We start from the raw sequence: 25,785 nt of genomic DNA, 5'->3' as shown, positions 1-25,785 counted from the left end.
CGAGCACCGATCCCGACGACCTCTACCAGGTCCTGACCTTTAGCGGCACTAGCGCTGCCCTGAAGCGCATCCCCGCCTCGAGCCTGCCCTCCACGGTGAACATCAGCGCCCCAAGCCTCGCCTTTAGCCCCACCGTGCCCACGCCGGGTGCGGGGAACCTTCCCACCTTCCAGGGGCTTTCTGCAAGCGGCTTCTCCGGCGGGATAAATCTTAGGGGCTACCTCCTGGTGCTGAACTGGCCCATGGGGTCCGCCTGGCAACACTTCGTGAGCCAAGGAGCCCTGGGCGGAAGCACCTCCTACAGCCTCCCCGACCCCACGGCCGTGGCGGGGCTCACCGCCCTCAAGCCCACCAGCGGAGACACGGTGAGCTGGCAAGCCGCAGCCTTGGGCACGAACAAACCCTTGAGCGACCTCCTGGCGGCAAGACCTATCCCCCAAGGAATTGGCTTTGACCTCTTGGACCGCCGCCTCGCCCTGGAGCTGGAGGCGGAAGGCGCTGGCGGCTCCTACACCCAGCCCTAGCCGCCCCTCCCTCCCTTAGGCCCCGCCTCCGGGCGGGGCCTTTTGCCGGAAGGCCCAAGGCCAAAGGAGGATGCCTAGGGCGTAAAGGAGAAGGGTGGCCCCGAAGAGGTAGTGGAAGGCGCCAAGCCCCATGGCGGCCTGGAGCTTGCCGGAAAGGGCGCTTCCTAGGGCAAAGAGGAGGCTCCAAAGGGCCGACTCCACCAAGAAGAAGCCCGGGCGTTCCTCCTCGGGCAAGTAGTCCATCACCAAGGCGGCGTAGACGGGTCCGGCGGCGTTCATCAGGGCCCCCCGCACCAAGAGGGCCACGGTGACCACGGGAAGCCAGGGGGCCCAGGCCAAAAGCGCCAAGAAGGGAAGGGAAAGGGCCTGGACCAGGACGATGGCCTTAAGCTTCCCCACCCTCCCGACCAAAAGGGGCTGGAGGAGCATGGCCCCGCCCGTGGCCAAGGAGGAGAGGGCGAAGACGAGGCCCGTGGCCCCATAGGTGAGCCCGAACTTCTCCTTCAGGTAAAGGTTCACAAAGGGGATGACGAGCCCCGCCCCGAAGCCGATGACCACCTGGGGCACGAGGAGGCGAAGCCACACCCCCAACCGCCCCTCCAGCCGTGGGGTCTTCCCCTCCCCTTCCGGCAAGCCCAGCGCCAAGGGCACCGCCAGGAGGAAAAAGGGCAGGGCGAAGAGGAGAACGTGCCTGGCCCCCACCCACTCGGAGAGGAAGCCAGCGAGCAAGGTGGAGAAAAAGCCGCTCGCCGTGGTGAGGGCCGCCTGCAGGCTGAAAAGGGCCACCCGCCTTTCCGGGGGCACGAGCCGCGCCATGAGGGGGGCCGCCGCCCCCTGCAAGAGCGCCCCCGCCAGGCCGTACCCCCCGAGGGCGGGAAAAACCCAAAGGCCAAGCCCGAGAAGGACACCGCTCCCCGCCGCCAGGAAAAAGGCCAAGTAGAGGCTTTTCAGGTAGCCCAGGCGGGGGATGAGGTAGGTGAGGGGGAGGGAGGACACCACCCCCACGAGGAGGAGAAAGGCCTGGGCGTAGCCGATGTGGGCCCGGGTGTAGCCCAGGGCCTCGAGGTGAAAGTTGAGAAAAAAATAAACCAGGTTGGCCCCGAAGGACCAGAGGAAACTTGCCAGCACTAAGCGATATGGGGGGGAGATCCCCTTCACCGAAAACCTCCTTGGCCTAAGCCTCCCGGCTTGGGCAAAAGGGGGCGAGGACGCAGGCCCCGCAACGGGGCCTCCTCGCCGTGCAGACGTAGCGGCCGTGGAGCACCAGGGCGTGGTGGACGAAGACCCAGTCCCCCTTGGGGAAAAGCCTCTCCAAATCGGCTCCAATCTTCTCCGGTCGCTTGGCCTCCGTGAGGCAAAGCCTCCGGCTTAGGCGGGCCACGTGGGTGTCCACGGCGATGCCGGGGATGCCGAAGGCCGCCCCCAACACCACCGTGGCCGTCTTCCAGCCCACCCCGGGAAGCCGCATGAGGGCCTCCTTGTCCTTGGGCACCTCTCCCCCATGCTCCGCCACAAGCCGCCTCGCCAAGGCCACCAGGTTCTTGGCCTTGGTCTTGTAGAGCCCGATGCGCCTTATGTAGGGCTCCACCTCCTCCGGGGTGGCCGCCGCCAGGGCCCTGGCGTCGGGAAAGCGGGCGAAGAGGGCCGGGGTGGCCTCGTTCACGCTTTTGTCCGTGGCCTGGGCGGAAAGGACCGTGGCCACGAGGAGTTGGAACGGGCTACCATGCTTAAGCTCCGTGCGGGCACCGGGATAGGCCTCCTTGAGGGCCTTCAGGATCTTTAAGGCCCTCGCCCTTTTTTCCTTTTGCCCTTCCCTCGGACAACCCACGTCCCCCACTCTACAATGAGAGCGTGGAAAGGCCCAAAATCGGGCTCATCGTGCGCGAGCCTTACGCCAGCCTCATCGTGGACGGCAAGAAGACCTGGGAAATCCGCAGGCGCTACGCCCGCCACCGGGGGCCCCTGGGCATCGTCACGGGAGGGAAGCTCATCGGCCAGGCGGACCTGGTGGGCGTGGAAGGCCCCTTTAGCGTGGAGGAGCTCCTGCCCCACTTCGCCAAGCACCAGGCGGAGGAAGCCTTCCTCCGGGCCTACGCCGAAGACGCTCCCCTGTACGCCTGGGTCCTGGAGAACGCCTTCCGCTACGAGAAGCCCCTCTGGGTTCCCCGGCGCCAGGGACGGGTCATGTTCGTGGACCTGTCCGAGGTGCCGTGGTGAGCCCCCCGTAGCCCACAAAGACCAGAAGGTCGGGGTCCAAGGCGGCGATGACCTCGGGGCGGTGGGTGGCGGCCACCAGGGTGACGCCCGCTTCCCGGCAAAGCTTCCCCAGGCCCAGGGCCACCCGGCGAGCGGTGGGCACGTCCAGGTGGGCGGCGAACTCGTCTATGAGCAGAAGGTCGGGCCTCTCGGCCAAGAGGAGGGCGAGGCGGAAGCGCTCCCTCTGGCCCGTGGAAAGCTCCTTGGGCCGCGCCCGGTAGAGCACGGCGTCGGAAAGCCCCACGCGGTTCAGGACCTCAATGGCCGCCCCCACGTCCCCGAGCTTCCGGTAGACCGCCTCGAGGACCGCCCCCTCCCCCAGCGCCACCTCCCGCTCCCCGGGGATATAGGCCACGCGCTTGCCCGGGGGAAGGACCACCCGGCCCAGGTCCGGGGGCTCGCCCAGAAGGAGGCGGAGCAGGGTGGTCTTCCCCGCCCCGCTCGCCCCTGCCAGGACCACCAGGCTTCCTGGGGGGATCTCCAAATCCGCGCCCCTCAGCACCGCCCGCTCCACCACCCGCGCCTTCACCCCGAAGGCGGCCAAGGCCTCCCGCACCTCTTGGGGAAGGCCCTCGAGGTCTAAGTGGCTCCGGTAAGCCTTGTGGACCCCTTGAAGGCTTATGGGCCCCTTTAGCCCCTCCACCCGCCCAAACCGGGGCCGGAAAAGCCGCCCCCCGTGGGCCCTGGCCAGGGGATCTTCCCGGAGGAAGCGCTCCAGATAGGCCTTGGCTTCCCCGGTCAAGGGGTAGAAGAGGACGGGCCGCCCCGAGGCGGTGTCAAAGAGGTAGCGGAAGCCCACCTTTTCAAAGAAGGGGTGGTAGCGGGCCATCTGGGCGATGGTGTAGACGAGGTGCTTCTCCCGCCTTCCCTCGGGGGCACCCCGCTCCTCGGCCCACGCCAAGGCCATCCTCACCAGAAGCCCCCCAAAGCCCTCCGAACGGTAGTCGGGGTGGACCACCACCCGGGCGATGCGGGCGGCGGCGGTCTTGACCCGGTCCAAGGCCGCTTCCCAGTCGCTACCCCCCTCGTAGGTGGGGTGGAACCAATCCTTGGGAAAAATCCTTTCCCGGATGTCCCGCTCCACCCCTTCGGGGGTCCTGCGGTGCATGCGGGGGATGGGCGGGTCTAGGCGCAGGTAGCCCAGGATCTTGGGTTCAAAGGGGAGGCGCTCCAAGAGCTCCAGCACTAGAAAGCGGCTCGCCGGGGTGGAGCCCCGGATCTCCTTAAGCCGCACCTCCCCCCCGCAGTCGCAGACGGGCTTGGTGTTGGCGAGAAGGGTCTTCTGGCACCGGGTGCAGACCCAAAGGGCCACCACCTCCTTCTCCGAGGCGTAGTGGAACTGCTCCAGCTCGGCGATGGCCTCAAAATCCCCCTCGTAGGTGGCCTCCCGCACGCGCAGGCGGTACCGGTAGGCCTCCTGGCCCAAGGGGCTCTCCCGCACGTGTTCTAGCTCCCGGCTAAAGGGAGGCCAGAGGGGGAAGACCCCCTCCAGGGCGTACTCGTCAAAGTCTAAAAGGGGCTTCTTGAAGGCGGTGGCGAGGCGCACACGGTCCCCGGGCCGAAGCCACTTGGCCACATCCCCCGACATGCGGAGGAGAACGCCCCCCTCCAGGAGCACCTCCCCGTACCAACGCCAGTAGATCCTGCGCCCAAGGACCCGCATCTCAGTACGCCTTGGCGAACACCACCCGCTTGCCGTAGGCCGCGGGCCTTCCGCAGCGCACGCAAACCCCCGCTTCCGCCTCCCCGTCAAAGGGCACGCAGCGGGTGGTGGCGGTGGTTTCCTCCTGGATGAGCTTCTCGCAAGCCTTGTCCCCGCAGTGGAAGGCCAGGGCGAACCCCTCCTGCACCGCCTCCTTAAACGCCTCGTAGGTATCCACCTTGCGGGTGTGGGCCTCGCGGAAGGCCAAGGCCCTTTGGTAGAGGGCCTCGTGGAACTCGTCCAGCTTCTTGGGCAGAAGGGCGGGCAGGGCCTTTAGGCCCACCCGCTCCTTCCCCCCCAAGCGACTTGCCAGCACCACCTCGCCCGCCTCGAGGTCCTTGGGCCCAAGCTCCACCCGGTAGGGCACCCCCTTGAGCTCCCACTCGTGGAACTTGAAGCCCGGGGTGTACTGGTCCCGGTCGTCCAGGTGGACCCGCACCCCCGCCTCCCAGAGGCGGCGCTTGAGGCCGTAGGCGGCCTCCAAGACCCTCTCCCGGCTCTCCTCCCGGTAGATGGGGACGATCACCGCCTGGATGGGGGCGAGGCGGGGAGGGAGGATGAGCCCTTGGTCGTCCCCGTGGGTCATGATGATGGCCCCGATGAAGCGCCAGGAAAGCCCCCAGCTCGTGGTGTGCACGTACTTTACCTGCAGGTCCTTGTCCTGGAACTTGATGTCAAAGGCCCGGGCGAAGTTCTCCCCCAGGTAGTGGCTCGTGCCCGACTGCAGGGCCTTGCCGTCTTTCATCATGGCCTCAATCGTGGTGGTGTAGACGGCCCCGGCGAACTTTTCCTTTTCCGTCTTAAAGCCCTCTATGACGGGAATGGCGGCGTACTCCCGGGCCAGCTTGGCGTAAATGCCCAGCATCCTGCGCACCTCCTCCTCCGCCTCCTCCCGGGTGGCGTGGGCGGTGTGCCCCTCCTGCCACAAAAACTCGCTGGTGCGCAGGAAAGGCCGGGTGCGAAGCTCCCAGCGCACCACGTTCCCCCACTGGTTTAGGAGTTGGGGCAGGTCCCGGTAGCTCTTGATCCACTTGGACCACATGTAGCCGATGACCGTTTCCGAGGTGGGGCGCACCGCCAAGGGCTCCTCCAGCTCCTCCCCCCCGGCGTGGGTCACCACGGCGAGCTCCGGGGAAAACCCCTCCACGTGCTCCGCCTCCTTCTTGAGGAAGCTCATGGGGATGAAGAGGGGAAAGTAGGCGTTTTGGTGGCCCGTTTCCTTGAACATGCGGTCCAGGGCCTGCTGGATGTTCTCCCAGATGGCGTAGCCGTAGGGGCGGACCACGATGGTGCCCCGCACCGGCCCGTAGTCGGCGAGCTCCGCTTTCTGGATGACCTCGAGGTACCACTCGCTGAAGTCTTGGCTCTGAGGGGTTAGGCCCTTCTCCTTCGCCATACCCGCCCATCATACCCAGCGCCGCCGAACACGTTGTGGTATACTGACCCCGTTTCATTGCGGAGGTGGTTTATGCGGAAAGGTATTTACGGCTTGCTCGGCATTTTGGCGCTCCTGTTTGCCGCCTGCACAGGACAGACCCCAAGCGCCCAGACGCTTTCCGTACAAATGGTCCCGGGTAAACCCAACCCCGAACGCTACTTGGTGGTGTTTCGCTCCGAAACCCTTCCCCCGGGCGCCAAGGGGCTGGCGGAAAGCGCGGGGGCTAAAGTGCTGAAAGAACTCGGCCCCATCGGCGCCCTGACCGTCTTGGCTGATGGGGAAACCGCGGCCCGCCTGGCCAAGCGCCCGGAAATCCTGGCCGTGGGCAAGGAGCACCTCTACCGCCTGCCCGAACGGGTCATGGTGCCGGAGGAAACGTACGGCGCCCCCACGGCGGCGGATAGCCTCTACCGGTACCAGTGGGATATCCGGCGCATCGGCGCCCCCAAGGTGTGGGAGCGGGTGCCCCTCTCGGTCCAGGCCCGGGCCACCGTGGCCGTGCTGGACACGGGGGTCATGGACAACCACCCCGACCTCGCCACCCAGATCGTGGACTTCCAGGCCACCAACTATTGCCGGGAAACCGGGGGACCTAACAACACCCCAAGCTACCCCAAGTACACCCTCTGGATTGACTTTGACCACCTGGACCCCAATAACCTCTGCACCCCTGCCCCCTCGGTCCTTTACGAAGCCCACGGCACCCACGTCTCCGGAACCGTGGCCGCCGCCTTTGGCGGGGGCCGGGTGGTAGGGGTGGCCCCCGGCGTGCGCCTTGCCGCCTACAAGGTCTTTGACCGCTACCACTACACGGACCCCGAAACTGGGGAAGAGTACGACGATGTGGGCGCTTGGGATGGTCCCATCTTTGAAGCTATCCTGGACGCCGCCAGCAGAGGGTACTCCGTCATCAACATGAGCCTGGGCGGTACGCTTTCCACGCAAAACCGCGACGACGTGGCGGCCATGGTGGCCTGGGACCGGGTGATGAAGTACGCCAACCGCATGGGAACCCTCATCGTGGCCTCCGCGGGGAACAGCGCCCAAAACGCCAACGGCCCCGTAGTCCACATCCCTTCCGACCTTCCCACGGTGGTTTCCGTTTCCGCCACCGGCACCGCCACCCCCTTCTGGCAACTGCCCTACCCCACGAGCCAAACCCTCAACGCCGAACCCGGGCAAGACATCCTCGCCTTCTACTCCAACTACGGGGCGGCGGTGGACCTCTCCGCCCCGGGTGGGGACTGCGGCCTGGACGAAAATGGCCAAAGCTGGTGCACTCGGCCACGGGCCGAACGACCTGCCGGCTACCGGTACCACCTCATCCTTTCCACGGTCATCGTAGACGAAAACACGCCCGCTTACGCCTGGTACGCCGGGACCTCTATGGCGAGCCCCCACGTGGCCGCGGTGGCCGCCTTGGTGCGGGCCCTGCACCCCGAGTGGGGCCCGGGGGAGGTGCGGGCCCACCTGAAGGCCACCGCCGAGAACATCGGTAGCCGCCAGCTCTTCGGCCACGGGCTGGTGAACGCCGACCAGGCCGTGCGCTAAGGCGTTTGACCACGACCCCCCGCCCAAGGGCGGGGGTTTTACAATGGCCCTATGGACCTTTTCCCCGTCCTCAAGGAGCTTCACCAACCTGGCGGAAAAATCCTCCTGGTGGTCCTAGACGGCGTGGGAGGCCTTCCCCTGGAGCCGGGGGGTGCCACGGAGCTGGAGGCCGCTAAAACCCCGAACCTGGACCGCCTGGCCGCGGAAAGCACCTTGGGCCTCCTCACCCCCGTCCACCCGGGCCTCGCCCCGGGCTCGGGCCCCGGGCACCTGGCCCTTTTCGGGTACGATCCCTTCCGCTACGTGGTGGGCCGGGGGGCCTTAAGCGCCTTGGGCCTGGGGGCGGACTTCCGGGAAGGGGACGTGGCCCTTAGGGGCAACTTCGCCACCCTGGACGCCCAGGGGAAGGTGGTGGACCGCCGTGCGGGAAGGCCCTCCACGGAGGAAAACCGAAGGGTCATCGCCAAGCTAAAGGAGGCCATCCCCCACATAGAGGACGTGGAAGTCCACTTCTATACGGAAAGCGAGCACCGCTTCCTGGTGATCCTCCGGGGAGAAGGCCTTTCGGACGGGATCACGGACACAGACCCCCAAAAAGCGGGCCTTCCCCCCTTGGCGGCCAAGCCCCTGGACGAGGCCTCCGCCAAGACCGCCCGCCTTGTCAACCTCCTCTCCGAGCGCATCCGGGAGGTGCTAAGGGACGAGCCCCGGCTCAACGGGGCCCTTTTCCGGGGCGCCTCCAAGAAGCCTCGGTTTCCCAGTTTCCAGGAGGTGTACGGCCTAAAGGCCGCCGCCATCGCCAGCTACCCCATGTACAAGGGGCTCGCCGCTTTGGTGGGCATGGAGGTCCTCCCCGTGGAGGGGGAAGGGGACGCCCACGAAGGGAAGCTAAAGGCCCTAAAGGAGAACTGGGAGCGGTACGAGTTCTTTTACCTCCACTTCAAAAAGACGGACGCCAAAGGGGAGGACGGGGACTTCTGGGGCAAGGTCCGGGAGATTGAGCGCTTTGACGCCCTCCTGCCCGAGCTCCTGGCCCTGAAGCCCGAGGTCCTCGCCCTCACCGGGGACCACTCCACCCCCGCCCTCCTCAAGGCCCACTCCTGGCACCCCGTGCCCCTCCTCCTCAAAGCCCCTTATCTGCGGCGGGACGAGGCCCGGCGCTTCACGGAGGCGGAGGCCTTGAAGGGGAGCCTAGGGCACCTGCGGGGGGTGGAGCTCATGCCCCTCCTCCTGGCCCACGCCGGCCGGCTCTTGAAGTATGGGGCCTAAAATGGAAGGGTGATCCGGCACCGTTTGGGCCTCGAGGAGTTCCAAGCCCTTCTGGAAAAGGCTCCGGAAGGGGTGCGGCTAGAGCTTCTGGACGGCGAGGTGTACGAAATGGCCCCCATCGGCAGCGAACACGCCGGCCTGGTCACTTACCTGACCAAACGCCTAGAGCAGCTTTATGGGGACCGGGCGCTGGTCTACGTGCAAAACCCTCTCCTCCTCTCCCCCACCTCCTTGCCCCAACCCGACCTGGCCCTCCTCCATCCCCGGGAGGACTTCTACCGAACCCGCCTCCCCCAGGCCGAGGATGTCCTGTTGGTGGTGGAGGTAAGCCTCTCCACCCGTGAGCTGGACGAAGGAGTGAAGCTACCCCTTTACGCCCAGGCTGGGATCCCCGAGGTCTGGCTGGTGGGGACGGATACCCTGGAGGTCTACCGGGAGCCTAAGGGCAACCGCTACCGCCTCCGCCTCCTCCTGGAGCCAGGGGAAGCGGTGGCGCCCCTCCTTCTGGAGGGCCCACCCTTCCCCTTTGACCCTCCTAGAGGTACCCCGCCCGCCTAAGCTCCTCCTGGACCGCCTCCAGCACCAGCTCGTAGGCCCGGTCCAGATCCACCCCCTTAAGCGTGGCCCCGGCGGCGGGCACGTGCCCCCCGCCCCCGAGCTTTAAGGCGATGTTCTGGGCGGAAACCCCGCCCCGGGAGCGGATGGACACCTTCACCCCCTCCTCCCGCTTGCGCAGGAAAACGCTAACCACGCTCCCCTCCACGTAGCGGATGAGGCCCACGAAGTCGTCGGAGTCCTCCTCCTCCCGCTTGGCCTCCTCCGGCAGGTGGGCGGTGACGAGAAGCCCCCCAAAGTGGAAGGCCACGGTGGAGAGGACCTGGCCCATGAGGCGGAAGTAGGAGGGAGGGCGGAACTGGAGGCGGTCGGTGAGCTCGGCCAGCTTCACCCCGTAGCCCACCAGCTCCGCCGCCACCTTGAGCACCTCGGGGGTGGTGTTGGCGAAGCGGAAGTTGCCGGTGTCCGTGAGGATGCCGGTGAGCACGGGGGTGGCGATCTCCGCCGTCCAGGCCACCCCCAGGAGGTCAATGAGGTCCTTGACCATCTGGGCCGTGGCCGCCTTGGAGGGGTCCACCACGTAAAGCTGTCCGAAGCGGGGGTTGGTGCCGTGGTGGTCAATGTTGATGACGAAGCCCTCCACCGGCACCCCCACCACCCTCGAGGGCTCGGCGCTGTCCAAGGCCACCAGGGTGGCCCCGGGGGGAAGCTTGTCCACGGGGTCGGAGTACTCCTCCTCCTTGGGGAGGAAGCGGAGGAAGCGGGGGGGCTCGGCCACCCAGCGGGCGTCCTTGCCCAGGGCCTTGAGGGCCCTATAGAGCCCCAAGGAGCTCCCGATGGCGTCCCCATCGGGGTCCACGTGGGTGGCGATGTAGATGGGGCCCTCCACCGCCCTCAGGACCTCGGCCACGAGCCGCATCTTTTCCCAGTACTTGGGGTCAGGGGCGTTCCCGTCCACGAAGCCCATCCTACAGGTTCCACCCCCCCGCCACCTCGAGGACCTGCCCCGTGAGGTAGGGCTCCCGCACGAAGAAGAGCACCGCCCGGGCCACCTCCTCCAGGAGGGCGAGCCGCCCCATGGGGATCTCCTGAAGGGGCTTGGAAATGGAGTTTTCCGCCACCCCGGGGGCCACCACGTTGGCGGTGATCCCCGCCTGGGCGAAGCGCTTGGCGATGGCCTTGGTGTAAAGGACCACCCCCATCTTGGCGATGGCGTAGGGGGTGACGTGGGGCCTTGCGATGGGGTTGGTGGCCCCGGCGTAGCCCAGGTTCACGATGCGCCCATACCCTTGGGCCACCATGAGGGGAAGGACCTTCTGGGTGAGGAGGAAGGTGGCGGTGAGGTTGGTGTCCATAATCCAGCGCCACTCCTCGAGGCTCACCTCCTCAATGGGCTTGTAGAGGTAATCCCCCACGTTGTTCACCAAAACCCCAATCCCCCCCAGGTGGTAGCGCACCTCCTCCACCAGGCCCGCCACCTCCTCCTCCCGGGTGAGGTCCGCCCGCACCTTGATGGCCTTCACCCCCAGGGCCTCCGCCTCGGCCCGGGTGGCCTCGGCCAGGCCCCCGGAGGTGCGGTAGTGCACGGCCACGTTAAACCCCTCCTTGGCCAAGGCCAGGAGGATGGCCCGGCCAATCCCCTTGGCGCTTCCCGTGACCAGGGCTACCCGCATGGGCCCTCCAGGTACCGCAATAGAAGCTTCCGGGTGAAGGTGTTGAGGGGGTAGGTGAGGGCGGCCTCCGGGGGAAGCCAGGCCCACTCCAGGATCTCCTCATTGGGCCGCACCGCCCCCTCCCCCTTGGCGAAGTAGTTGAAGAGGAGCATGTGGGTGGGCTTGTGGAACTCCGGGCTAAAGAGGGCCTCCTGCACCAGGGCGAAGCGGATTTCCAAAAGCTCCAGCCCCACCTCCTCCCGCAATTCCCGCCTCAGGGCATCCTCCAGGCCCTCACCCCACTCCACCTTTCCCCCCGGCACCCCCCAAAGCCCCCGCCACTTGGCGGTGCGCACCAAGAGCACCTTGCCCCCCTGCTCCACTAGGGCCCCCACCGTGGGGATGGGATACTGCGGACGATCCTCCATACGTACCCAAGGCCAAGATACAGGGCCTGGAGGAGGACGAAGGTGAGGTAGGCCGCAGGCTGGTGGAAGAGGAGAAAGACCCCGAGGAAGAAAAGCTGGGTGCTAAGCCCCAGGTTCACCACCCCCGCCAAAGCCCCCTCGTCCCAAAAGCGCAAGGGGTCCAGGCCCAAGCGCCTCTTTAGGAAAAGCTCCAAGGCCCGGATGGCGCGGTCTTGGGGGAGGAAAAGGAGGGCGTAAAGGCCCCGGAGGAGGCGGAGAAGGGGCGTTTCGGGGTCCTGGGGCTCCTCGGGGAGGGGAAGCCCCCGCGCCTCCCGGTAAAGCCGCTCCAGGTTGAAGTCAAAGGACTGCACCAGGGTGAAGACCAAGAAGGCCAGGAGGGCCTTCTCCCCCTCCCCCGTGCGCAGGGCCAGGGCCACAAAAAGGGCGAGGTTGCCCAGGAAGTCCATCTCCGTGTCCAAATAGCGGCCCAAGGCGCTCACCTCCCCCCTGAGCCGGGCGAGCTGCCCGTCGGCGTTGTCCAACACGGTCTTGAGCTGAAGAAGGAACGCCGCCCAAAGGTCCTCGCCCCGGTAAAGGAGCCAAGCGGCGAGGAGGGCCAGGCCCGTGTGGAAGAGGACCAGGTGGGGAGGGCGCACGGAGGTGGGGAGGAGGAGGCGCACCAGGAGGTGGGCCAGGGGGCGGAAGAGGAGAACGTTCAGGAACTCCTGCACCGGCCTGGCCTTGGCCCCCGGCACCATGGCTAGTCCTTGAGGCGCTCCAAGATCCAGGCCACCACCTCGTCCAGGGTCATGCCCGAGGTGTCCAGGACGAGGGCGTCGGGGGCGGGGGCGCTTTGGGCCTTGTCCCTCTCGTCCCGCACGAGGAGGTCCCGAAGCACGGCCTCGTAGTCGCTTGGCCGCTCCTTGGCCCGGCGCCTGGCCCGCACCTCGGGGCTTGCCGTGAGGTAGAACTTGTGGGGGGCCTCGGGGAAGACGGCGGTGCCCATGTCCCGCCCCTCGGCCACGAAGGGCGGGGGCACCTCCTTGAGCCGTTCGTTCACCCAAGCCCGCACCCCTGGGTGTCGGGCCACCTCCGAGACCACCCGGTCCACCTCGAGGGTGTGGAGGAAGGGGGTGAGGTCCTCGCCATCCGCCAGGACCCGGTTTTCCCGCCCCGGAACCAAGCGCACCCGCTGGGCCTCAAGAAGCCGCAGGAGCCCGGCCTCGTCCTTGGGGTCCACCCCCGCCCGCAGGGCAAGAAGGGCCGCCGCCCGGTAGAGGAGGCCGCTGGAGAGGTAGGGCACCCCCAGGGCCTCCGCCACCCGCTTCGCCACGGAGCTTTTCCCCGAGGCGGAAGGCCCGTCTAGGGTCACGATCCCCCGCATAGCCCAAGGAGGTCCCGGAAAAAGCCGGGGTAGGAGATCTCCGCCCAGCCGGGCTCCCACACCCTAACCCCCACGGGGAGGCCCGCCACGGCGAAGGCCATGGCGATGCGGTGGTCGTGGAAGGGCTCCACCTCCCCCGGGCGCACCCCGCCCCCCCGGATCCTGAGCCAGTCCGGGCCCTCTTCCACCTCCACCCCCAAGGCCCTCAGGTTGTGGGCAATGGCGGCCACCCGGTCGGACTCCTTCACCCGGAGCTCCGAAAGGTTGGGGATGAAGGTCTCCCCTTCCGCCCAGGCGGCGGCGGCGGCCAGGATGGGCACCTCGTCCACCATGAGGGGGATGAGGGCGGGGTCCACGGAAACCCCCTTTAGGGGGCTATACCGGGCCCGGATGTAGCCCACGGGCTCCCCCGCCTCCCCTTCCAGGACCCGCCACTCCAGGTCCGCCCCCATGGAGGCAAGGACCTGCAAAAGCCCGGTGCGGGTGGGGTTCAAGCCCACCCCCTCCACCACCACCTCTGAGCCCGGGGTGATGAGGGCCGCCACCAGGAAGAAGGCGGCAGAGGAGAAGTCCCCCGGCACCACCAGGTCCCGGGCGGGGAAGGGGTCCGCCCGGCGCGTCCGGATCCGGTTCCCCTCCACCCCAAGGGGCAGGCCGAAGTGGCGGAAAAGCCTTTCCGTGTGGTCCCGGGTGGGAACGGGCTCCTCCACCTCCGTGACGCCCTCGGCGAAGAGGCCGGCGAGGAGGAGGGCGCTTTTCACCTGGGCGCTGGGCACGGGAAGGGTGTAGCGGATGCCCCGCAACGACGCCCCCCGCACCGCCAAGGGCGCCCTTTTCCCCCCTTCCCGCCCGTCCACCTGGGCCCCCATGGCCCTTAGGGGCTCCACCACCCGGCCCATGGGGCGGCGGCGCAGGGAGTGATCCCCGGTCAGAACGGCGAAAAGCCCCTCCTGCCCCGCGAGGATGCCCAGGATGAGGCGCATGAGGGTCCCGGCGTTGCCGCAGTCCAAGACGTCCCCGGGCTCCTTCAGGCGAAGGCCCTGTCCCCGCACCCGGAAGTGGGGGCCCTCCTCGGCGATCTCCGCCCCCAAGGCCCCAAGGACCCGGGCGGTGGAGAGGGTGTCCCCGGCCTTGAGGGGGTAAAGGAGCCTTCCCTCCCCCTCCGCCAGGGCGAGGAGCATGAGGCCCCGGTGGGTCACGGACTTGTCCCCGGGCACCCTTAGGGCCCCCCGCAAGGGGCCCGAGGGCTTCAGGTCCAGGTGGGCGCGGTCCATGCCCCCTAGTCTTGGGCGGGAAGGGGCCTTCGGTCAAGGGCGAGGCTTGGAAGAAGGGGAGGGGCTTTCTAAAATAGGGGGCAAGCATGGCCCTTGCCTGGCAAAGCCCGGTTTATCTGGAACGAGGCCGCCTTTTGGACCGCCTTCCCGAGGAGGTGGGCTTCGCCGTCCACCTTCAGGCCCCGGCGGGCTTCGGCAAGAGCGTCTTGGCCGGGCAACTGGCGGCAAGGCTAGGGATGCGCACCCTTTGGGGGAGCGCCCTCCTCGGGGAGCCCCGGGCCCTTTTGGCCCGGGGCCTGGGCCTGCCGGAAGAGGCGCCTTGGGGCGTGGTCCTGGAAGGCCTGAAGGCCGAGCCCACCCTGGTGGTCCTGGAGGACCTCACCGGGGAGGAGGCCCTCTCCCCCCTCCTCCGCACCCTCCCCTGCCTCCTGGTCCTGGCGAGCCGCAAACCCCTCCCCTACCCCGAGCTCCCCAAGCTCCTGGCGGAGGGAAGGTTGGTGCGCCTAGGCCCCGAGGACCTGGCCTTTACCCTCGAGGAGGCCCGGGCCCTCTTCGGGGGGCGGGAAGGCTTTGAAGAGGCCCACCGGGCCACGGGGGGGTGGCCCTTGCCCCTCTTCCTCTCCGCCCTCACGGGCCGGCCCCCGGAGGCGGAAGCCCTCCTCCAGGGCTTAAGGGAGAGCCTGAGCGAGGATGAGTTTAGGGAGGGGCTTCTCCTTGCGGCCCTTCCCTTCCTCCCCCAAGCCCACGCCACCCCCGCCACGGAAAACCTCTTCCAAAAAGGCCTCCTGCGCCTCACCCCCGAGGGCTTCCGCCTCCACGACCTCATGCGGGAGATGGCCCTACGAAGCCTCCTCCCCGAGGTGCAAAAGGCGGTGCGGGAGGCGGAAGGGAGGCTTCCCCCAGAGCTTTTGGCCGAGGCCTACTTCGCCTCTGGCCTCAGGGAAGACCTCCTCGCCCTCCTGGAAAGGCCCATCCAGATATCCACCCCGGCGGAGCGCCTCCTCGCCTGGGAAGCGCTCTTGCGCACGGGGGGGCCCAGGGCCAAGCTGCGCCTGGGGGAGGCGCTTTTGCAGTGCGGCAGGAAGGAGGGCGTTTCCCTTTTGGAAGGCCTCTTGCACGAGGAACCTCGGGTCGCCCTTACTGCCCTAGGGCACCTGGCCTACTACCTGGCCGAGCCCATGCTGGGGCAGGACCTGCCCCGGGCCCGGGCCTACCTGGAGCGGGGCCTTGGCCTTCTGGACCAGGTGCCGGGGGAGCTTGCGGGGCGCTTCCTCAACGACGCGGCCCGGGTGCCCTACGAGGAGGGAAAGCCCTTGGAGGCCATGGGGCTTTTGGAGGAGGCCCTAAGGCGCCTTCCCCCGGAAAGCCCCTACCGCGCCGCCCCCCTCACCAACCTGGCCCTTTTGCGCTTTGAGCTCCAAGGGGATCTCCTGGGGCGGATCACCGCCCTCGAGGAGCTCGGGCTTTCCCCTAGCTACACCCACGCCAATCTCCCTGGCCACCTGCGGGACCTGGGGCGGCTTTACCTCCTCCTCGGGGAAAGGGAAAAGGCCAAGGCGTACCTGAAGCGGGCCCAGGAGGCCCCCGGGAACCCCTTGGCCGCCCTCGAGGCCGCCATGCTCCTCGCCCACCTGGAAGGGGACGAAGGAGCCCTCGCCCGCCTCCTGGCCCAAGCGGAGCTCTGGGAAAACCCTTACCTGGTGGCTCGGGGCAGGGCGCTTTTGGCGGAGCTTCGGGGAGACCCAAGCCTGGTGGAGGGCCTAGAGGGCTTCCTCCCCCGGCTCACCCTGGCCCTCCTCAAGCGGGACGCAAGCCTCCTCCCCCCCTACCCCGAGGAGCGGGAGGAAAGGCTCTACTGGCACGCCGCCCGCTACCGCCTTTTGGGGGAGGAGAAGGACCTGGACGCCCTCCTAAACCTCACCCAGGTGGGGGCCCGCATCCTCCCCGGCCTCCTCCCCCTCTCCCTCCTCCCCCGCAACCGCCCCGAGCTCGCCCAGGCCTACCCCCTGGAGGAGGTCCTGCGCCTGGGCCCCCGGGAAGCCGTCCTCCTCCGCCACGGGGAAATCCCCCCCTTGCGGGTGGAGGTCCTGGGGAGGTTCCGCCTGGAGGGTCCCTTGGGCCCCGTGGCCCTCAAGGGCAAGGCCAAGGAGGTCTTCGCCCTCCTCCTCCTGGGCCTCCCTCGGGAGGAGGTGGCCTTCGCCCTCTGGCCCGACCTCTCCGAAGAGGCCGCCCTCAATAACCTCTACGTCTGGCTCGCCCGGCTCCGGAAGGCCCTGGAACCCTGGGGGGTCCCCACCTACCTCCTGGAGGAGGGCCTTGCCCGGGTGGAGGCGGACCTCTTCGCCCTGGAAAGGGCCCTGGCGGAAGGGAAAGCCGAGGAGGCGCTACGGCTTTACCAAGAGCCCCTCTTCCCCGGCCTGGACCACCCCCTTCTGGACCGCAGACGGGAGGAGGTCTTCCACCGGGTGCGGGCCCTTTTCCTGCAAAAGGGCGAGCCCCTTTACCTGGAGCGCCTCCTGGAGCTAGACCCCCTGGACGAGGAGGCCCTTACCCTCCTGGTGGAAACCTGCCTGAAGAGGGGACAAAGGGCCCGGGCCCTGCGTTTTTTGGAAGGATACCGCAAGCGGCTTTGGCAAGAGCTTGGGGAAAAGCCTTCCCCCAGGCTCCAGGCCCTTCTTAGCCGCCTTTCGGGCTAGCCCCGAGGAAGAGCCCCTCCCCCTCTAAAGCCGCCTCCTCCCCCGCCTCCAGGAGGAAGGTGGCGGGGGGCGTTAGGGCCGCTTCCCCTAGCCGCGCCTTCCCCTCCAGGAGGGTGAGGACCAGGCGAGCTTCGGGCCGGAGGAAAAGCCGCCCGCGCAAGGGGTAGCGGAAGAGGTCAAAGAAGGGGGTAGGAAGAAGCCTTTCCCCTCCCTCCACGGGCTCAGGGGGCGCCTGGAGGATGGGGGTGGGCTCCAGGAGGGCCACCTCCAGGGCCTTCTCCAGGTGGAGCTCCCGGGGGCGGCCGTAATCGTAAAGGCGGTAGGTGAGGTCGGAGGGGGTCTGGACCTCGTAGACCCGCACCCCAGGCCCCAGGGCGTGCACGAGGCCCGCGGGGAGGTAAACCACCTGGCCCCTTTCCACCCGCACCCGGTTCAAGACCTCGTCCAGGGTGCCCGCCCGCGCCCTTGCTTCCACCTCCTCCCGGGTCACGGGGCGGGAAAACCCGTGGACGATCTCCCCCGGGGAGAGCACGTACCAGGCCTCGTACTTGCCGGGCCTTCCCTCCACCCTAAGGGCGTAGGCGTGGGGTGGATGGACCTGGACGGAAAGCCAGTCCCTGGGGTCCAAAAGCTTCACCAAAAGGGGGTGCTCGCAAAGCCAGACCTCGCCGATCCCCGGGCCAAATCCCAAGGCGCTTCCTCCCCAGATGCGGGCCACGGGCTTGGGCGGGCAGGGCCGCATGGGGGTTAGCATAAAGGGTATGCGCGACCTGGACCGCGAGGAAACCTATCTGGTGGACCGCCAGGGGTTGGCCCTGGAGCTTAGGGACTTGGTGGGCTCCGGGCCCGTGCCCCAGGAGGCCTACCCCGCCCCCCACGCCGCCCTGGCCTACGGGGAGGCCCATTTCGCCGCCAGAGCCTTGGGCCTTCCCGACTGGACGGAAACGGGCACCCTCTTCCTCCTGGAAGGGGGCTACGACCTGGGGGAGGCGGCGGCCATGGGGGTGTTGGCGGAATCGGGGCGGGTTAGGGTGGTGCGGGTGGGCTTCCGCGCCGGGGTGGACGTGCACCTGCCCCCAAGCCCCTTGAGCCCTTACCGCTACCTGCGCTTCCTCCTTTTGGCCACGGGGGAGGAGGCGGCCCTAAAGGAGGTGGACGAAGCCCTGCTCCAAGAAAGGCGCCGCCTCACCCCCGAGATCCCCCTGGAGGAAAACCCCGCCAAGTTCCTGGCCTACACCCTCCTGGAGCGGCTTCCCCTCTTCTATAGCCCCTTCTTCCGCCCCCTGGAGGAAGCGGCGCAAAGCCTTTTCGCCCGCATCGGCAAAAGCCTCTCCCTCACCCCTCCCTTTAGCGCCCTGGAGTTCTTCCTCACCGGCCTCGAGGCCCGCCACGAGCAGGGGGACCCCTTGGCGGCGGTGCTCCTCGGGGGAGGGGAGGCGGCCGGGCTCGCCAAGGAGATCCTGGAAACCCGGGTGGACGCCATCGCCGAGGTGCCGCTCCCGGAAGGAAGCCGGCTGGCCCAGACCATGGCCCTTTGGTACCGCCTGGCCTGGACCGCCTACTATCTCGCCCTCCTCTACGGGGCCGACCCCTCGGATGGGGAGGTCCTGGAACGGCTTCGGGAGATCACCTGATGGAGGTGCCGCCCTTTCCTAAGCCCGAGGGCCTCGAGGCGGCCATGGCCTTGCAGCGGACGCTCGCCCAGCGGGTGATCCTCTCGGGAAGTCTAGAGGGGAAAAAGCGCCTTGCCGCCCTGGACGCCTCCCACAAACGGGGCAAGCCCCTGGTGGCCGTGGCCCTCCTCTACCACCTGGAAAAAGGCCCCCTCTTCGTGGCGAAGGGCCTGGTGCCGGAAGAGGCCCTTTTCCCCTACGTGCCGGGCTTCCTCTCCTTCCGGGAGGCCCCCGCCTATCTGGAAGCGCTAAAGGCCCTCCCCGAAGCCCCCGAGGTCCTCCTGGTGGACGGCCAGGGCATCGCCCACCCCCGGGGGCTGGGCATCGCCAGCCACCTCGGGGTCCACCTGGACCTCCCCAGCATCGGCGTGGCTAAGCGCCTCCTCTTTGGCCGCCTGGAAGGCCCCTTGCCCCAGGAGGCGGGAAGCGCCGTGCGCCTCCTTTCCCCCGAGGGCCGCCCCATCGGCTACGCCTACCGGAGCCGCACCGGGGTCAAGCCCCTCTACGTCTCTCCCGGCCACCGCGTGGGCCTGGAGGAAGCGCTCGCCTTCGTGAAGCGCCTGCCCACCCGCTTCCGCCTGCCCGAGCCCCTGCGCCTCGCCCACCTGGAGGCGGGCCGGGCCCTAGCCGCCTTAGACTAAGACCCCGTGGAAGCCGCAAAGCCCAACCCCGTCTACCGGGCCGCCTGGTACCTTGCCCGTTTCCTCCTGCACGCTCTCTTCGGCTACCGGGTGGAGGGCGCGGAAAACGTGCCCCAGGAAGGCCCGGTGATCCTGGCCGCCAACCACCTCTCCATCCTGGACCCCATCGCCATCGGGGCCGGGGTGCGGCGCCCCGTGAGCTTCCTGGCCCGGGCCGACGTCTTCCGGCTCCCCCTGCTCGCCTGGCTCCTCCCCCGGCTCTACGCCATCCCCGTGGAACGGGGGCAAAGCGACCTCTCCGCCATCAAAAGCGCCCTCCGCGCCCTGGAAAGGGGCATGGCCTTCGGCATCTTCCCCGAGGGCACCCGAAGCCGCACCGGCAAGCTCCAGCCCTTCAAGACCGGGGTGGCGGCCATCGCCCTGCGCACGGGAAGCCCCGTGGTGCCCGTGGCGGTCATCGGCACGGACAAGGCTTGGCCCGTGGGCCGCAAGCTCTTCCGCCTGCGCCGCCCCATCCGGGTGGTCTACGGCAAGCCCATCCTCGTTCCAAGGGCGGAGCGGATCTCCCGTCAGGAGCTTGAAAACCTCACCCGGGAAATAGAGGCCAGGGTACGGGAACTTCTCCCCCCCGAGTACCGCTAGAGCCAATGCTTCCGTTATCACATATTGCTATATATAGCGGTAGAAATAGGTCAGGCTATTGCACCCAAGCTTTGACGCGTGATATAGTCCCTGCGGAAGGGAAAAGAGGAAGGAGGTGAAGAATGGCAGCAAAGAAAACGGTGACCAAAGCGGATCTGGTGGACCAGGTGGCCTCCGCCACGGGCCTCAAGAAGAAGGACGTGAAGGCGGCGGTGGATGCCTTTTTGGCCAAGGTGGAAGAGGCCCTCTCCGCCGGCAACAAGGTGCAGCTCACCGGCTTCGGCACCTTTGAGGTGCGCAAGCGGAAGGCCCGCACCGGCGTGAAGCCCGGCACGAAGGAGAAGATCAAGATCCCCGCCACCCAGTACCCCGCCTTCAAGCCGGGGAAGGCCCTCAAGGAGAAGGTCAAGAAGTAGGTATTCCCTTCCCCCAGGGGGCAGAGGCCCCCTGGGTTTATCCTTTAGGCCCCGCCCAAGGCCCCACCCGGCTTGATCTTGGGCACCACCCTGGGGGCCTCCTTTTCCTCCGGTTCCCGGGGCTTCTCCTCCTCCAGGGGCAGGCCCTCCACCACCTTTTGGAACTCCTCCGCCGTCAAGGTTTCCCGTTCCAAAAGAGTTTCCGCCACCCGCTCCAAGACCTCGCGCTTCTCCGCCAAAAGCCGCTTCACCCGGGCGTACTGCTCCTCAATGAGGCGCCGCACCGCCTCGTCAATGCGCTTGGCGGTTTCCTCGGAGTACTGGCGCACGTCGTACCCCCCGAGGTAGGTGTCCTCCCGCACGGCGTAGGCCACAGGGCCGAACTCGGGGTGCATGCCCCATTCCGTGATCATGCGCCGAGCCAGCTCCGTGGCCTGACGGAAATCGTTCTCCGCCCCCGTGGTGACGTCCTCAAACACCAGCTCCTCCGCTGCCCGCCCCGCCAGGGCCACGGCGATCTGGTCCAGAAGCCGCTTCCTGGACCAGTGGAGCATGTCCTCGCGCCGGGGCATCATGAAGCCCAAAGCCCGCCCCCGGGGAACGATGGTCACCTTGTGCACCCCGTCGGCGTGCTCCAGGAAGTGGGCAGCCAAGGCGTGCCCCGCCTCGTGGTAGGCGGTGATCTGCCGGTCCCGGGGCGTGAGGACCAGGCTCTTCTTGGCCGGGCCCATCATCACCCGGTCCGCCGCCTCCTCCAGGTCCTTCATGGTGATCTTCTTCCGCCCCTCCCGGGCGGCGAGCAAGGCGGCCTCGTTTAAGAGGTTCTCCAGGTCCGCCCCCACGAAGCCGGGGGTGCGCTTGGCCAAAAGGGCCAGGTCCACGTCCTCCGCCAAGGGCTTGCCCCGGGCGTGGATGCGCAGGATCTGCTCCCTTCCCTTCACGTCCGGGGCGTCAATGGCCACCTGGCGGTCAAAGCGGCCCGGGCGCAACAGGGCGGGGTCTAGGACGTCGGGGCGGTTGGTGGCCGCCATGACGATGATGGTGGAGTCCTTCTCAAAGCCGTCCATCTCCACCAGGAGTTGGTTCAGGGTCTGCTCCCGCTCGTCGTTCCCGCCCCCGACCCCGGCTCCCCGCCTCCGGCCCACGGCGTCAATCTCGTCAATGAAGACGATGCAGGGGGCATGGCGCTTGGCGGTTTCAAAGAGGTCCCGCACCCGGGCCGCCCCCACCCCCACGAACATCTCCACGAAGTCGGACCCCGAGGCGGTGATGAAGGGCACCTTGGCCTCCCCCGCCACCGCCCGGGCGATGTGGGTCTTCCCCACCCCGGGAGGGCCCACCAGGAGCACCCCCTTGGGGATGCGGGCCCCCATCTCGTGGAAGCGGGCGGGGTTTTTCAAGAACTCCACGATCTCCTTGAGCTCTTCCTTGGCCTCCTCCGCCCCCGCCACGTCCTTGAACGTCACCTTGGGGGCCTCGGTGAGGACCTTAGCCCGGCTTTTGGTGAAGCTAAAGGCGGAGTCGGAAGGCCCGGCCCTCCCCGTGCGGGAAAAGTAGAAAAGCGCCCCGATGAGAAGGCCCACCAGCAGAAGGGGCCAGAGGAAGCCCAAGGGGCTTTGCCCCTGGGGAGGCTCCACCCGCACGCTCACCCCCCGCCGGGTCCAGGACTCAAGGGTGGCGTTGTCGGGGGGGCTGGCGGCGTAGGTGGTGAAGGAGGAGCCGTCCACCAAGGTGCCCTGGATGCGGGTGTCCCCGGCCCGCACCACCACCTCCTTGACCCGGCCCGCCTGCAGGTCCTCGAGGAAGGTGGTGTAGTTCACCGCTCCCCCGCCACTTCCCACCGTACCCGCCAGGCTAAAGGCCCAGGCCAAAAGGAGAAGGCCCAGAACGAAAACCAAGAAGTTCAACGGAAGCCGGGACATGTCTTCTCCTAGGGTACACGCAAGGCCGGGCTTCAGGGTAGCCCGCGGCACCATGATATTATCTTGCTCAAGTCTCTTGACTAATCCATATGGGGCCCTTTATGCTTAGGGTTGAGAGGTGAAGTATGGCTAAGGCAGTAGGCATTGACCTGGGCACCACCAACAGCGTGATCGCCGTGATGGAAGGCGGCAAGCCCGTGGTGCTGGAAAACGCGGAGGGGGAGCGGGTCACCCCCAGCGTGGTGGCCTTCCGGGACGGGGAGACCCTGGTGGGCCGCATGGCCAAGCGCCAGGCGGTTTTGAACCCGGAAGGGACGATCTTTGAGATCAAGCGCTTCATCGGCCGCCGCTGGGAGGAAGTGCAGGAGGAGGCCAAGCGGGTCCCCTACAAGGTGGTCCCGGGGCCCGACGGCGGCGTGCGGGTGGAGGTGAAGGGCAAGCTCTACACCCCCGAGGAGATCAGCGCCATGATCCTCCGCAAGCTGGTGGAGGACGCCTCCAAGAAGCTCGGGGAGAAGATCACCAAGGCGGTGATCACCGTGCCCGCCTACTTCAACAACGCCCAGCGGGAGGCCACGGCCAACGCCGGGCGCATCGCGGGCCTGGAGGTCTTGCGCATCATCAACGAGCCCACCGCCGCCGCTTTGGCCTACGGCCTGGACAAGAAGGGGAACGAAACCGTCTTGGTCTTTGACCTGGGGGGCGGCACCTTTGACGTCACCATCCTGGAGATCGGGGAAGGCGTCTTTGAGGTGAAGGCCACCTCCGGGGATACCCACCTGGGCGGCAGCGACATGGACCACGCCATCGTCAACTGGGTGGCGGAGGAGTTCAAGCGGGAGTACGGGGTGGACCTCCGGGCGGACCGCCAGGCCCTGCAGCGCCTCATTGAGGCGGCGGAGAAGGCCAAGATTGAGCTCTCCAGCATGACGGAGACCACCATCAGCCTCCCCTTCATCGCCCTGGACCCCGCCAGCAAAACCCCCTTGCACCTGGAGAAGAAGCTCACCCGGGCCAAGTTTGAGGAGCTCATTGAGCCCCTCCTGAAGCGCCTGCGGGGCCCGGTGGAGCAGGCCCTGAAGGACGCCGGCCTTTCCCCCAGCCAGATTGACGAGGTGATCCTGGTGGGTGGCGCCACCCGGGTGCCCGCGGTGCAGCGGGTGGTGAAGGAGCTTTTGGGCAAGGAGCCCAACCGCTCCGTGAACCCCGACGAGGTGGTGGCCATGGGGGCCGCCATCCAGGCCGGGGTCCTCATGGGCGAGGTGCGGGACGTGGTCCTCCTGGACGTCACCCCCCTCTCCCTGGGCGTGGAGACCAAGGGCGGGGTGATGACCGTCCTCATCCCCCGGAACACCACCATCCCCACCCGCAAGTGCGAGATCTTCACCACCGCCGAGCACAACCAAACGGCGGTGGAGATCCACGTCCTCCAGGGCGAGCGCCCCATGGCCGCCGACAACAAGAGCCTGGGCCGCTTCCGCCTCGAGGGCATCCCCCCCATGCCCGCTGGGGTGCCTCAGATTGAGGTCTGCTTTGACATAGACGCCAACGGCATCCTCCACGTGACCGCCCGGGAGAAGTCCACGGGCAAGGAGGCCTCCATCACCATCCAGAACACCACCACCCTCTCCGAGGAGGAGATCCAAAGGATGATTGAGGAGGCGAAGCGCCACGCCGAGGAGGACCGGCGCCGCAAGGAGCACGCCGAGCTCAAGAACACCCTGGACTCCGCCCGCATCCAAGCGGAAAGAGTCCTCTCAGAGAAGCAAGGCACCCCCGAGGCCAAGGCCCGCCTCGAGGCCGCCATCCAAAAGGCCAAGGAGCTGGTGGAACGGGATGCCCCAGACCCCGAGCTCAAGGCGGCCACGGAGGAGCTCTTGCGGGCGGTGGAGGCCTACGAGAAGGGGGCCACGGCGAGCGGCAAGGGGCCCGACGACGTGATTGACGCCGAGTACAAGCCGGCCGACTAAGACCAAGCCGTAAGGGGCCCCGCCCCTGGGGGCGGGGCCCGGCACCCCAGGAGGCAGGATGGAGAAGGAACGGAACGAGAACACCTTGGAGCGCGACCTCCAGGCGGTGGAGAAGGAGGCCTTGGCCCTGGAGGAGAAGCTCCAAGCCGCCGAGGAGGAGCTCAAGCGCTTCAAAGACCAGTACCTGCGCCTCCTCGCCGACTTTGACAACTACCGCAAGCGCATGGAGGAGGAGCTCAGGCTTCGGGAGCGGGAGGGGGTTTTAAAGGCGGTGCGGGCCCTGCTCCCGGTGCTGGACGACCTGGAGCGGGCCTTGGAGTTCGCCGAGGCCAGGCCGGAAAGCATCCTCCAAGGGGTCAAGGCGGTGCGGGAAGGCTTCTTCCGCATCCTGGCCGGGCTTGGGGTGGAGGAGGTGCCGGGGGAAGGCCAGGCCTTTGACCCCCGCTACCACGAGGCCATCGGCCTCCTGCCCGGGGAGCCCGGCAAGGTGGCCCGGGTCTTCCAGCGGGGCTTCCGGCTGGGAGAGGCCCTGGTGCGCCCGGCCCGGGTGGCGGTGGGCGAGGAGAAGAGCCCTGAGGAAGAGGGCGTGGAGTAGACCATGAAGGACTACTACGCCATCCTGGGCGTCCCCAAAAACGCCACGCAGGAGGAGATCAAAAGGGCCTACAAGCGCCTGGCCCGCCAGTACCACCCCGACGTCAACAAAAGCCCCGAGGCGGAGGAGAGGTTCAAGGAGATCAACGAGGCCTACGCCGTCCTCTCCGACCCGGAAAAGCGCAAGCTCTACGACACCTACGGCACCGCCACGCCCCCGCCCCCCCCGCCTCCCGGCGGCTACGACTTCTCCGGCTTTGACGTGGAGGACTTCTCCGATTTCTTCCAAGAGCTCTTCGGCGGCGGGCTCTTCGGCCGCCGGGGCCGCAGGCGAGGCCGGGACGTGCGGGCCGAGCTTCCCCTCACCCTGGAGGAGGCCTTCCACGGCGGGGAAAGGGTCTTGGAGGTGGGGGGCCGCCGGGTTTCCGTGCGCATCCCCCCCGGGGTGCAGGAGGGGAGCGTGATCCGGGTGCCCGGCATGGGCGGGCCTGGAGAGCCCCCGGGGGACCTCCTCCTCCAGGTGCGCCTCCTCCCCCACCCCACCTTCCGCCTGGAGGGGAACGACCTCTACGCCACCTTGGACGTCCCCGCCCCCATCGCCGTGGTGGGGGGCAAGGTGCGGGCAAGGACCCTGGAAGGCCCGGTGGAGGTCACCATCCCCCCAAGGACCCAGGCAGGCCGGAAGCTAAGGCTAAGGGGCAAGGGCTTCCCGGGGCCCTCGGGCAGGGGGGATTTGTACCTGGAGGTGCGCCTCACCATCCCCGAGCGCTTAAGCCCCGAGGAGGAAGCCCTTTGGAAGAAGCTAGCGGAGGCCTACTATGCTCGTGCGTAGCGAGTGGCTTTCCCTGGAGGCCCTGGCGGAGTACGGCCTTTCCGCAAGCGCCGTGCGTGCCTACGTGGAGATCGGCTTCGTGGAGCCCCTGGAGGTGGCGGGCACCTGGTACTTCCGGCGGGAGGACCTCCGCCGCATGGCCAAGGCGGAGCGCATCCGCAAGGACCTCGGGGCCAACCTCATCGGGGCCGCCTTGGTGGTGGAGATCCTAGAGGGGCGCTAGGCTCCCCGGGACATCCTTACCCTCCTTTTCTGCTAGACTTCAGACAAGGCGTTCCTTCCCCTCCCCTTCCCTGACGCTGGCCCATTCCGGTTTTGGCTTTTACTTCTCAACTTACTTGACAATGCATATGTCAAGTGATATGCTTAGGGTAGCAGGAGGCAAGG

General features: G+C 67.7%; 25 protein-coding genes and 1 pseudogene. 14 read left to right on the top strand and 12 right to left on the bottom strand.

Annotation, left to right across the window (positions count from 1 at the left end):
• Window positions 1-524 (top strand): annotated as a pseudogene (locus tag QT17_RS13860) (hypothetical protein); the annotation flags it as partial.
• 15 nt (window positions 525-539) lie between these two features.
• Here QT17_RS13860 and QT17_RS03880 read toward each other — a convergent pair.
• Both QT17_RS03880 and nth read right to left on the bottom strand, forming a co-directional pair.
• Window positions 540-1,649 (bottom strand): MFS transporter, encoded by a 1,110-nt coding sequence (locus QT17_RS03880; protein WP_369792358.1) that lies wholly within the window; start codon window positions 1,647-1,649, stop codon window positions 540-542.
• 49 nt (window positions 1,650-1,698) lie between these two features.
• On the bottom strand, window positions 1,699-2,361 hold the full coding sequence (nth, locus tag QT17_RS03875) for an endonuclease III (RefSeq protein ID WP_152607324.1): 663 nt from the start codon (window positions 2,359-2,361) through the stop codon (window positions 1,699-1,701).
• A gap of 14 nt (window positions 2,362-2,375) precedes the next feature.
• Between nth and QT17_RS03870 the strand changes: the two genes are divergently transcribed.
• Window positions 2,376-2,741 carry an ASCH domain-containing protein gene (locus QT17_RS03870; RefSeq protein ID WP_039456589.1) on the top strand — a complete coding sequence of 122 codons (366 nt, stop codon included), beginning with the start codon at window positions 2,376-2,378 and terminating at the stop codon, window positions 2,739-2,741.
• Here QT17_RS03870 and QT17_RS03865 read toward each other — a convergent pair.
• Both QT17_RS03865 and proS read right to left on the bottom strand, forming a co-directional pair.
• The gene (locus QT17_RS03865) at window positions 2,707-4,443 is read right to left on the bottom strand and encodes a GNAT family N-acetyltransferase (protein ID WP_039456588.1); all 1,737 of its coding nucleotides are present in this window, start codon (window positions 4,441-4,443) and stop codon (window positions 2,707-2,709) included. The two genes, QT17_RS03870 and QT17_RS03865, sit on opposite strands and share 35 nt — an antisense overlap.
• 1 nt (window position 4,444) lies before the next feature.
• On the bottom strand, window positions 4,445-5,878 hold the full coding sequence (gene proS, locus QT17_RS03860; protein ID WP_039456586.1) for a proline--tRNA ligase: 1,434 nt from the start codon (window positions 5,876-5,878) through the stop codon (window positions 4,445-4,447).
• Window positions 5,879-5,950: 72 nt separating this feature from the next.
• On the opposite strand from proS, the gene QT17_RS03855 reads away from it, so the two are divergent.
• From QT17_RS03855 to QT17_RS03845, 3 genes are read left to right on the top strand one after another with little or no spacing between them, the layout of a single operon-like run.
• Entirely contained in the window at window positions 5,951-7,471 is a 1,521-nt protein-coding gene (locus QT17_RS03855) for a S8 family serine peptidase (RefSeq protein ID WP_039456583.1), read from the top strand.
• 51 nt (window positions 7,472-7,522) lie between these two features.
• A complete protein-coding gene (locus tag QT17_RS03850; RefSeq protein ID WP_039456582.1) occupies window positions 7,523-8,740 on the top strand; it encodes a 2,3-bisphosphoglycerate-independent phosphoglycerate mutase in 1,218 nt (405 codons plus the stop codon).
• A 9-nt stretch (window positions 8,741-8,749) separates the two neighbouring features.
• On the top strand, window positions 8,750-9,298 hold the full coding sequence (locus tag QT17_RS03845) for a Uma2 family endonuclease (protein WP_039456579.1): 549 nt from the start codon (window positions 8,750-8,752) through the stop codon (window positions 9,296-9,298).
• Here the strand turns inward: QT17_RS03845 and QT17_RS03840 are convergent.
• Genes QT17_RS03840 through aroA form a run of 6 tightly spaced genes read right to left on the bottom strand, consistent with a single transcriptional unit; the run spans window position 9,276 to window position 14,012 of the window.
• Window positions 9,276-10,253, bottom strand: a complete 978-nt coding sequence (locus tag QT17_RS03840; protein WP_039456606.1) for a bifunctional oligoribonuclease/PAP phosphatase NrnA — start codon at window positions 10,251-10,253, stop codon at window positions 9,276-9,278. The genes QT17_RS03845 and QT17_RS03840 overlap by 23 nt on opposite strands.
• A 10-nt stretch (window positions 10,254-10,263) precedes the next feature.
• On the bottom strand, window positions 10,264-10,968 hold the full coding sequence (gene tmpR, locus QT17_RS03835; RefSeq protein WP_039456577.1) for a bifunctional dihydropteridine reductase/dihydrofolate reductase TmpR: 705 nt from the start codon (window positions 10,966-10,968) through the stop codon (window positions 10,264-10,266).
• Entirely contained in the window at window positions 10,959-11,375 is a 417-nt protein-coding gene (locus QT17_RS03830) for an NUDIX domain-containing protein (RefSeq protein ID WP_039456574.1), read from the bottom strand. Before QT17_RS03830 ends, tmpR begins: the two co-directional genes overlap by 10 nt.
• Window positions 11,330-12,112 carry a CDP-alcohol phosphatidyltransferase family protein gene (locus QT17_RS03825; RefSeq protein WP_039456571.1) on the bottom strand — a complete coding sequence of 261 codons (783 nt, stop codon included), beginning with the start codon at window positions 12,110-12,112 and terminating at the stop codon, window positions 11,330-11,332. The genes QT17_RS03830 and QT17_RS03825 overlap by 46 nt, the downstream gene beginning before the upstream one ends.
• Before the next feature lie 2 nt (window positions 12,113-12,114).
• Window positions 12,115-12,738 (bottom strand): (d)CMP kinase, encoded by a 624-nt coding sequence (cmk, locus tag QT17_RS03820; RefSeq protein WP_039456567.1) that lies wholly within the window; start codon window positions 12,736-12,738, stop codon window positions 12,115-12,117.
• Complete coding sequence (gene aroA / locus QT17_RS03815) at window positions 12,723-14,012, bottom strand: 3-phosphoshikimate 1-carboxyvinyltransferase (RefSeq protein ID WP_039456564.1); 1,290 nt, start codon at window positions 14,010-14,012, stop codon at window positions 12,723-12,725. Before aroA ends, cmk begins: the two co-directional genes overlap by 16 nt.
• Window positions 14,013-14,098: 86 nt before the next feature.
• Here aroA and QT17_RS03810 point away from each other — a divergent pair, with 86 nt between their 5' ends.
• The gene (locus QT17_RS03810; RefSeq protein ID WP_039456562.1) at window positions 14,099-16,708 is read left to right on the top strand and encodes a BTAD domain-containing putative transcriptional regulator; all 2,610 of its coding nucleotides are present in this window, start codon (window positions 14,099-14,101) and stop codon (window positions 16,706-16,708) included.
• Here the strand turns inward: QT17_RS03810 and QT17_RS03805 are convergent.
• Window positions 16,689-17,450, bottom strand: coding sequence for a class I mannose-6-phosphate isomerase (locus tag QT17_RS03805; protein WP_039456604.1), 762 nt, complete (start codon window positions 17,448-17,450; stop codon window positions 16,689-16,691). The genes QT17_RS03810 and QT17_RS03805 overlap by 20 nt on opposite strands.
• Before the next feature lie 19 nt (window positions 17,451-17,469).
• Here QT17_RS03805 and QT17_RS03800 point away from each other — a divergent pair, with 19 nt between their 5' ends.
• The 4 genes from QT17_RS03800 to QT17_RS03785 all read left to right on the top strand — a co-directional run bounded on the left by QT17_RS03800 (window position 17,470) and on the right by QT17_RS03785 (window position 20,080).
• Window positions 17,470-18,342: an SIS domain-containing protein gene (locus QT17_RS03800; protein ID WP_039456553.1), complete on the top strand. Its 873-nt coding sequence runs from the start codon at window positions 17,470-17,472 to the stop codon at window positions 18,340-18,342.
• A complete protein-coding gene (locus QT17_RS03795) occupies window positions 18,342-19,022 on the top strand; it encodes an endonuclease V (protein ID WP_039456551.1) in 681 nt (226 codons plus the stop codon). Before QT17_RS03800 ends, QT17_RS03795 begins: the two co-directional genes overlap by 1 nt.
• Before the next feature lie 6 nt (window positions 19,023-19,028).
• Window positions 19,029-19,664 carry a 1-acyl-sn-glycerol-3-phosphate acyltransferase gene (locus tag QT17_RS03790; protein WP_039456549.1) on the top strand — a complete coding sequence of 212 codons (636 nt, stop codon included), beginning with the start codon at window positions 19,029-19,031 and terminating at the stop codon, window positions 19,662-19,664.
• A 122-nt stretch (window positions 19,665-19,786) separates the two neighbouring features.
• Window positions 19,787-20,080 (top strand): HU family DNA-binding protein, encoded by a 294-nt coding sequence (locus tag QT17_RS03785; protein WP_039456547.1) that lies wholly within the window; start codon window positions 19,787-19,789, stop codon window positions 20,078-20,080.
• Between the two features lie 44 nt (window positions 20,081-20,124).
• Here QT17_RS03785 and ftsH read toward each other — a convergent pair whose 3' ends face one another.
• Window positions 20,125-22,002 carry an ATP-dependent zinc metalloprotease FtsH gene (gene ftsH, locus QT17_RS03780; protein WP_039456546.1) on the bottom strand — a complete coding sequence of 626 codons (1,878 nt, stop codon included), beginning with the start codon at window positions 22,000-22,002 and terminating at the stop codon, window positions 20,125-20,127.
• 125 nt (window positions 22,003-22,127) lie between these two features.
• Between ftsH and dnaK the strand changes: the two genes are divergently transcribed.
• The 4 genes from dnaK to QT17_RS03760 are packed head-to-tail and all read left to right on the top strand — an operon-like array spanning window position 22,128 to window position 25,621.
• Window positions 22,128-23,972: a molecular chaperone DnaK gene (dnaK, locus tag QT17_RS03775; protein ID WP_039456543.1), complete on the top strand. Its 1,845-nt coding sequence runs from the start codon at window positions 22,128-22,130 to the stop codon at window positions 23,970-23,972.
• Window positions 23,973-24,030: 58 nt separating this feature from the next.
• Complete coding sequence (gene gprE / locus QT17_RS03770) at window positions 24,031-24,567, top strand: nucleotide exchange factor GrpE (protein WP_039456540.1); 537 nt, start codon at window positions 24,031-24,033, stop codon at window positions 24,565-24,567.
• A gap of 3 nt (window positions 24,568-24,570) precedes the next feature.
• Window positions 24,571-25,398 (top strand): DnaJ C-terminal domain-containing protein, encoded by an 828-nt coding sequence (locus QT17_RS03765; RefSeq protein ID WP_039456538.1) that lies wholly within the window; start codon window positions 24,571-24,573, stop codon window positions 25,396-25,398.
• The gene (locus tag QT17_RS03760; protein ID WP_039456537.1) at window positions 25,385-25,621 is read left to right on the top strand and encodes a chaperone modulator CbpM; all 237 of its coding nucleotides are present in this window, start codon (window positions 25,385-25,387) and stop codon (window positions 25,619-25,621) included. The genes QT17_RS03765 and QT17_RS03760 overlap by 14 nt, the downstream gene beginning before the upstream one ends.
• The last annotated feature ends 164 nt before the right edge of the window (window positions 25,622-25,785 follow it).

The sequence above is a fragment of the Thermus sp. 2.9 genome (genome assembly GCF_000794385.1).
GTDB lineage: Bacteria > Deinococcota > Deinococci > Deinococcales > Thermaceae > Thermus > Thermus thalpophilus.
The sequence above is the reverse complement of the archived record's forward strand: the minus strand, read 5'-3'. Positions and strand labels throughout refer to the sequence as shown.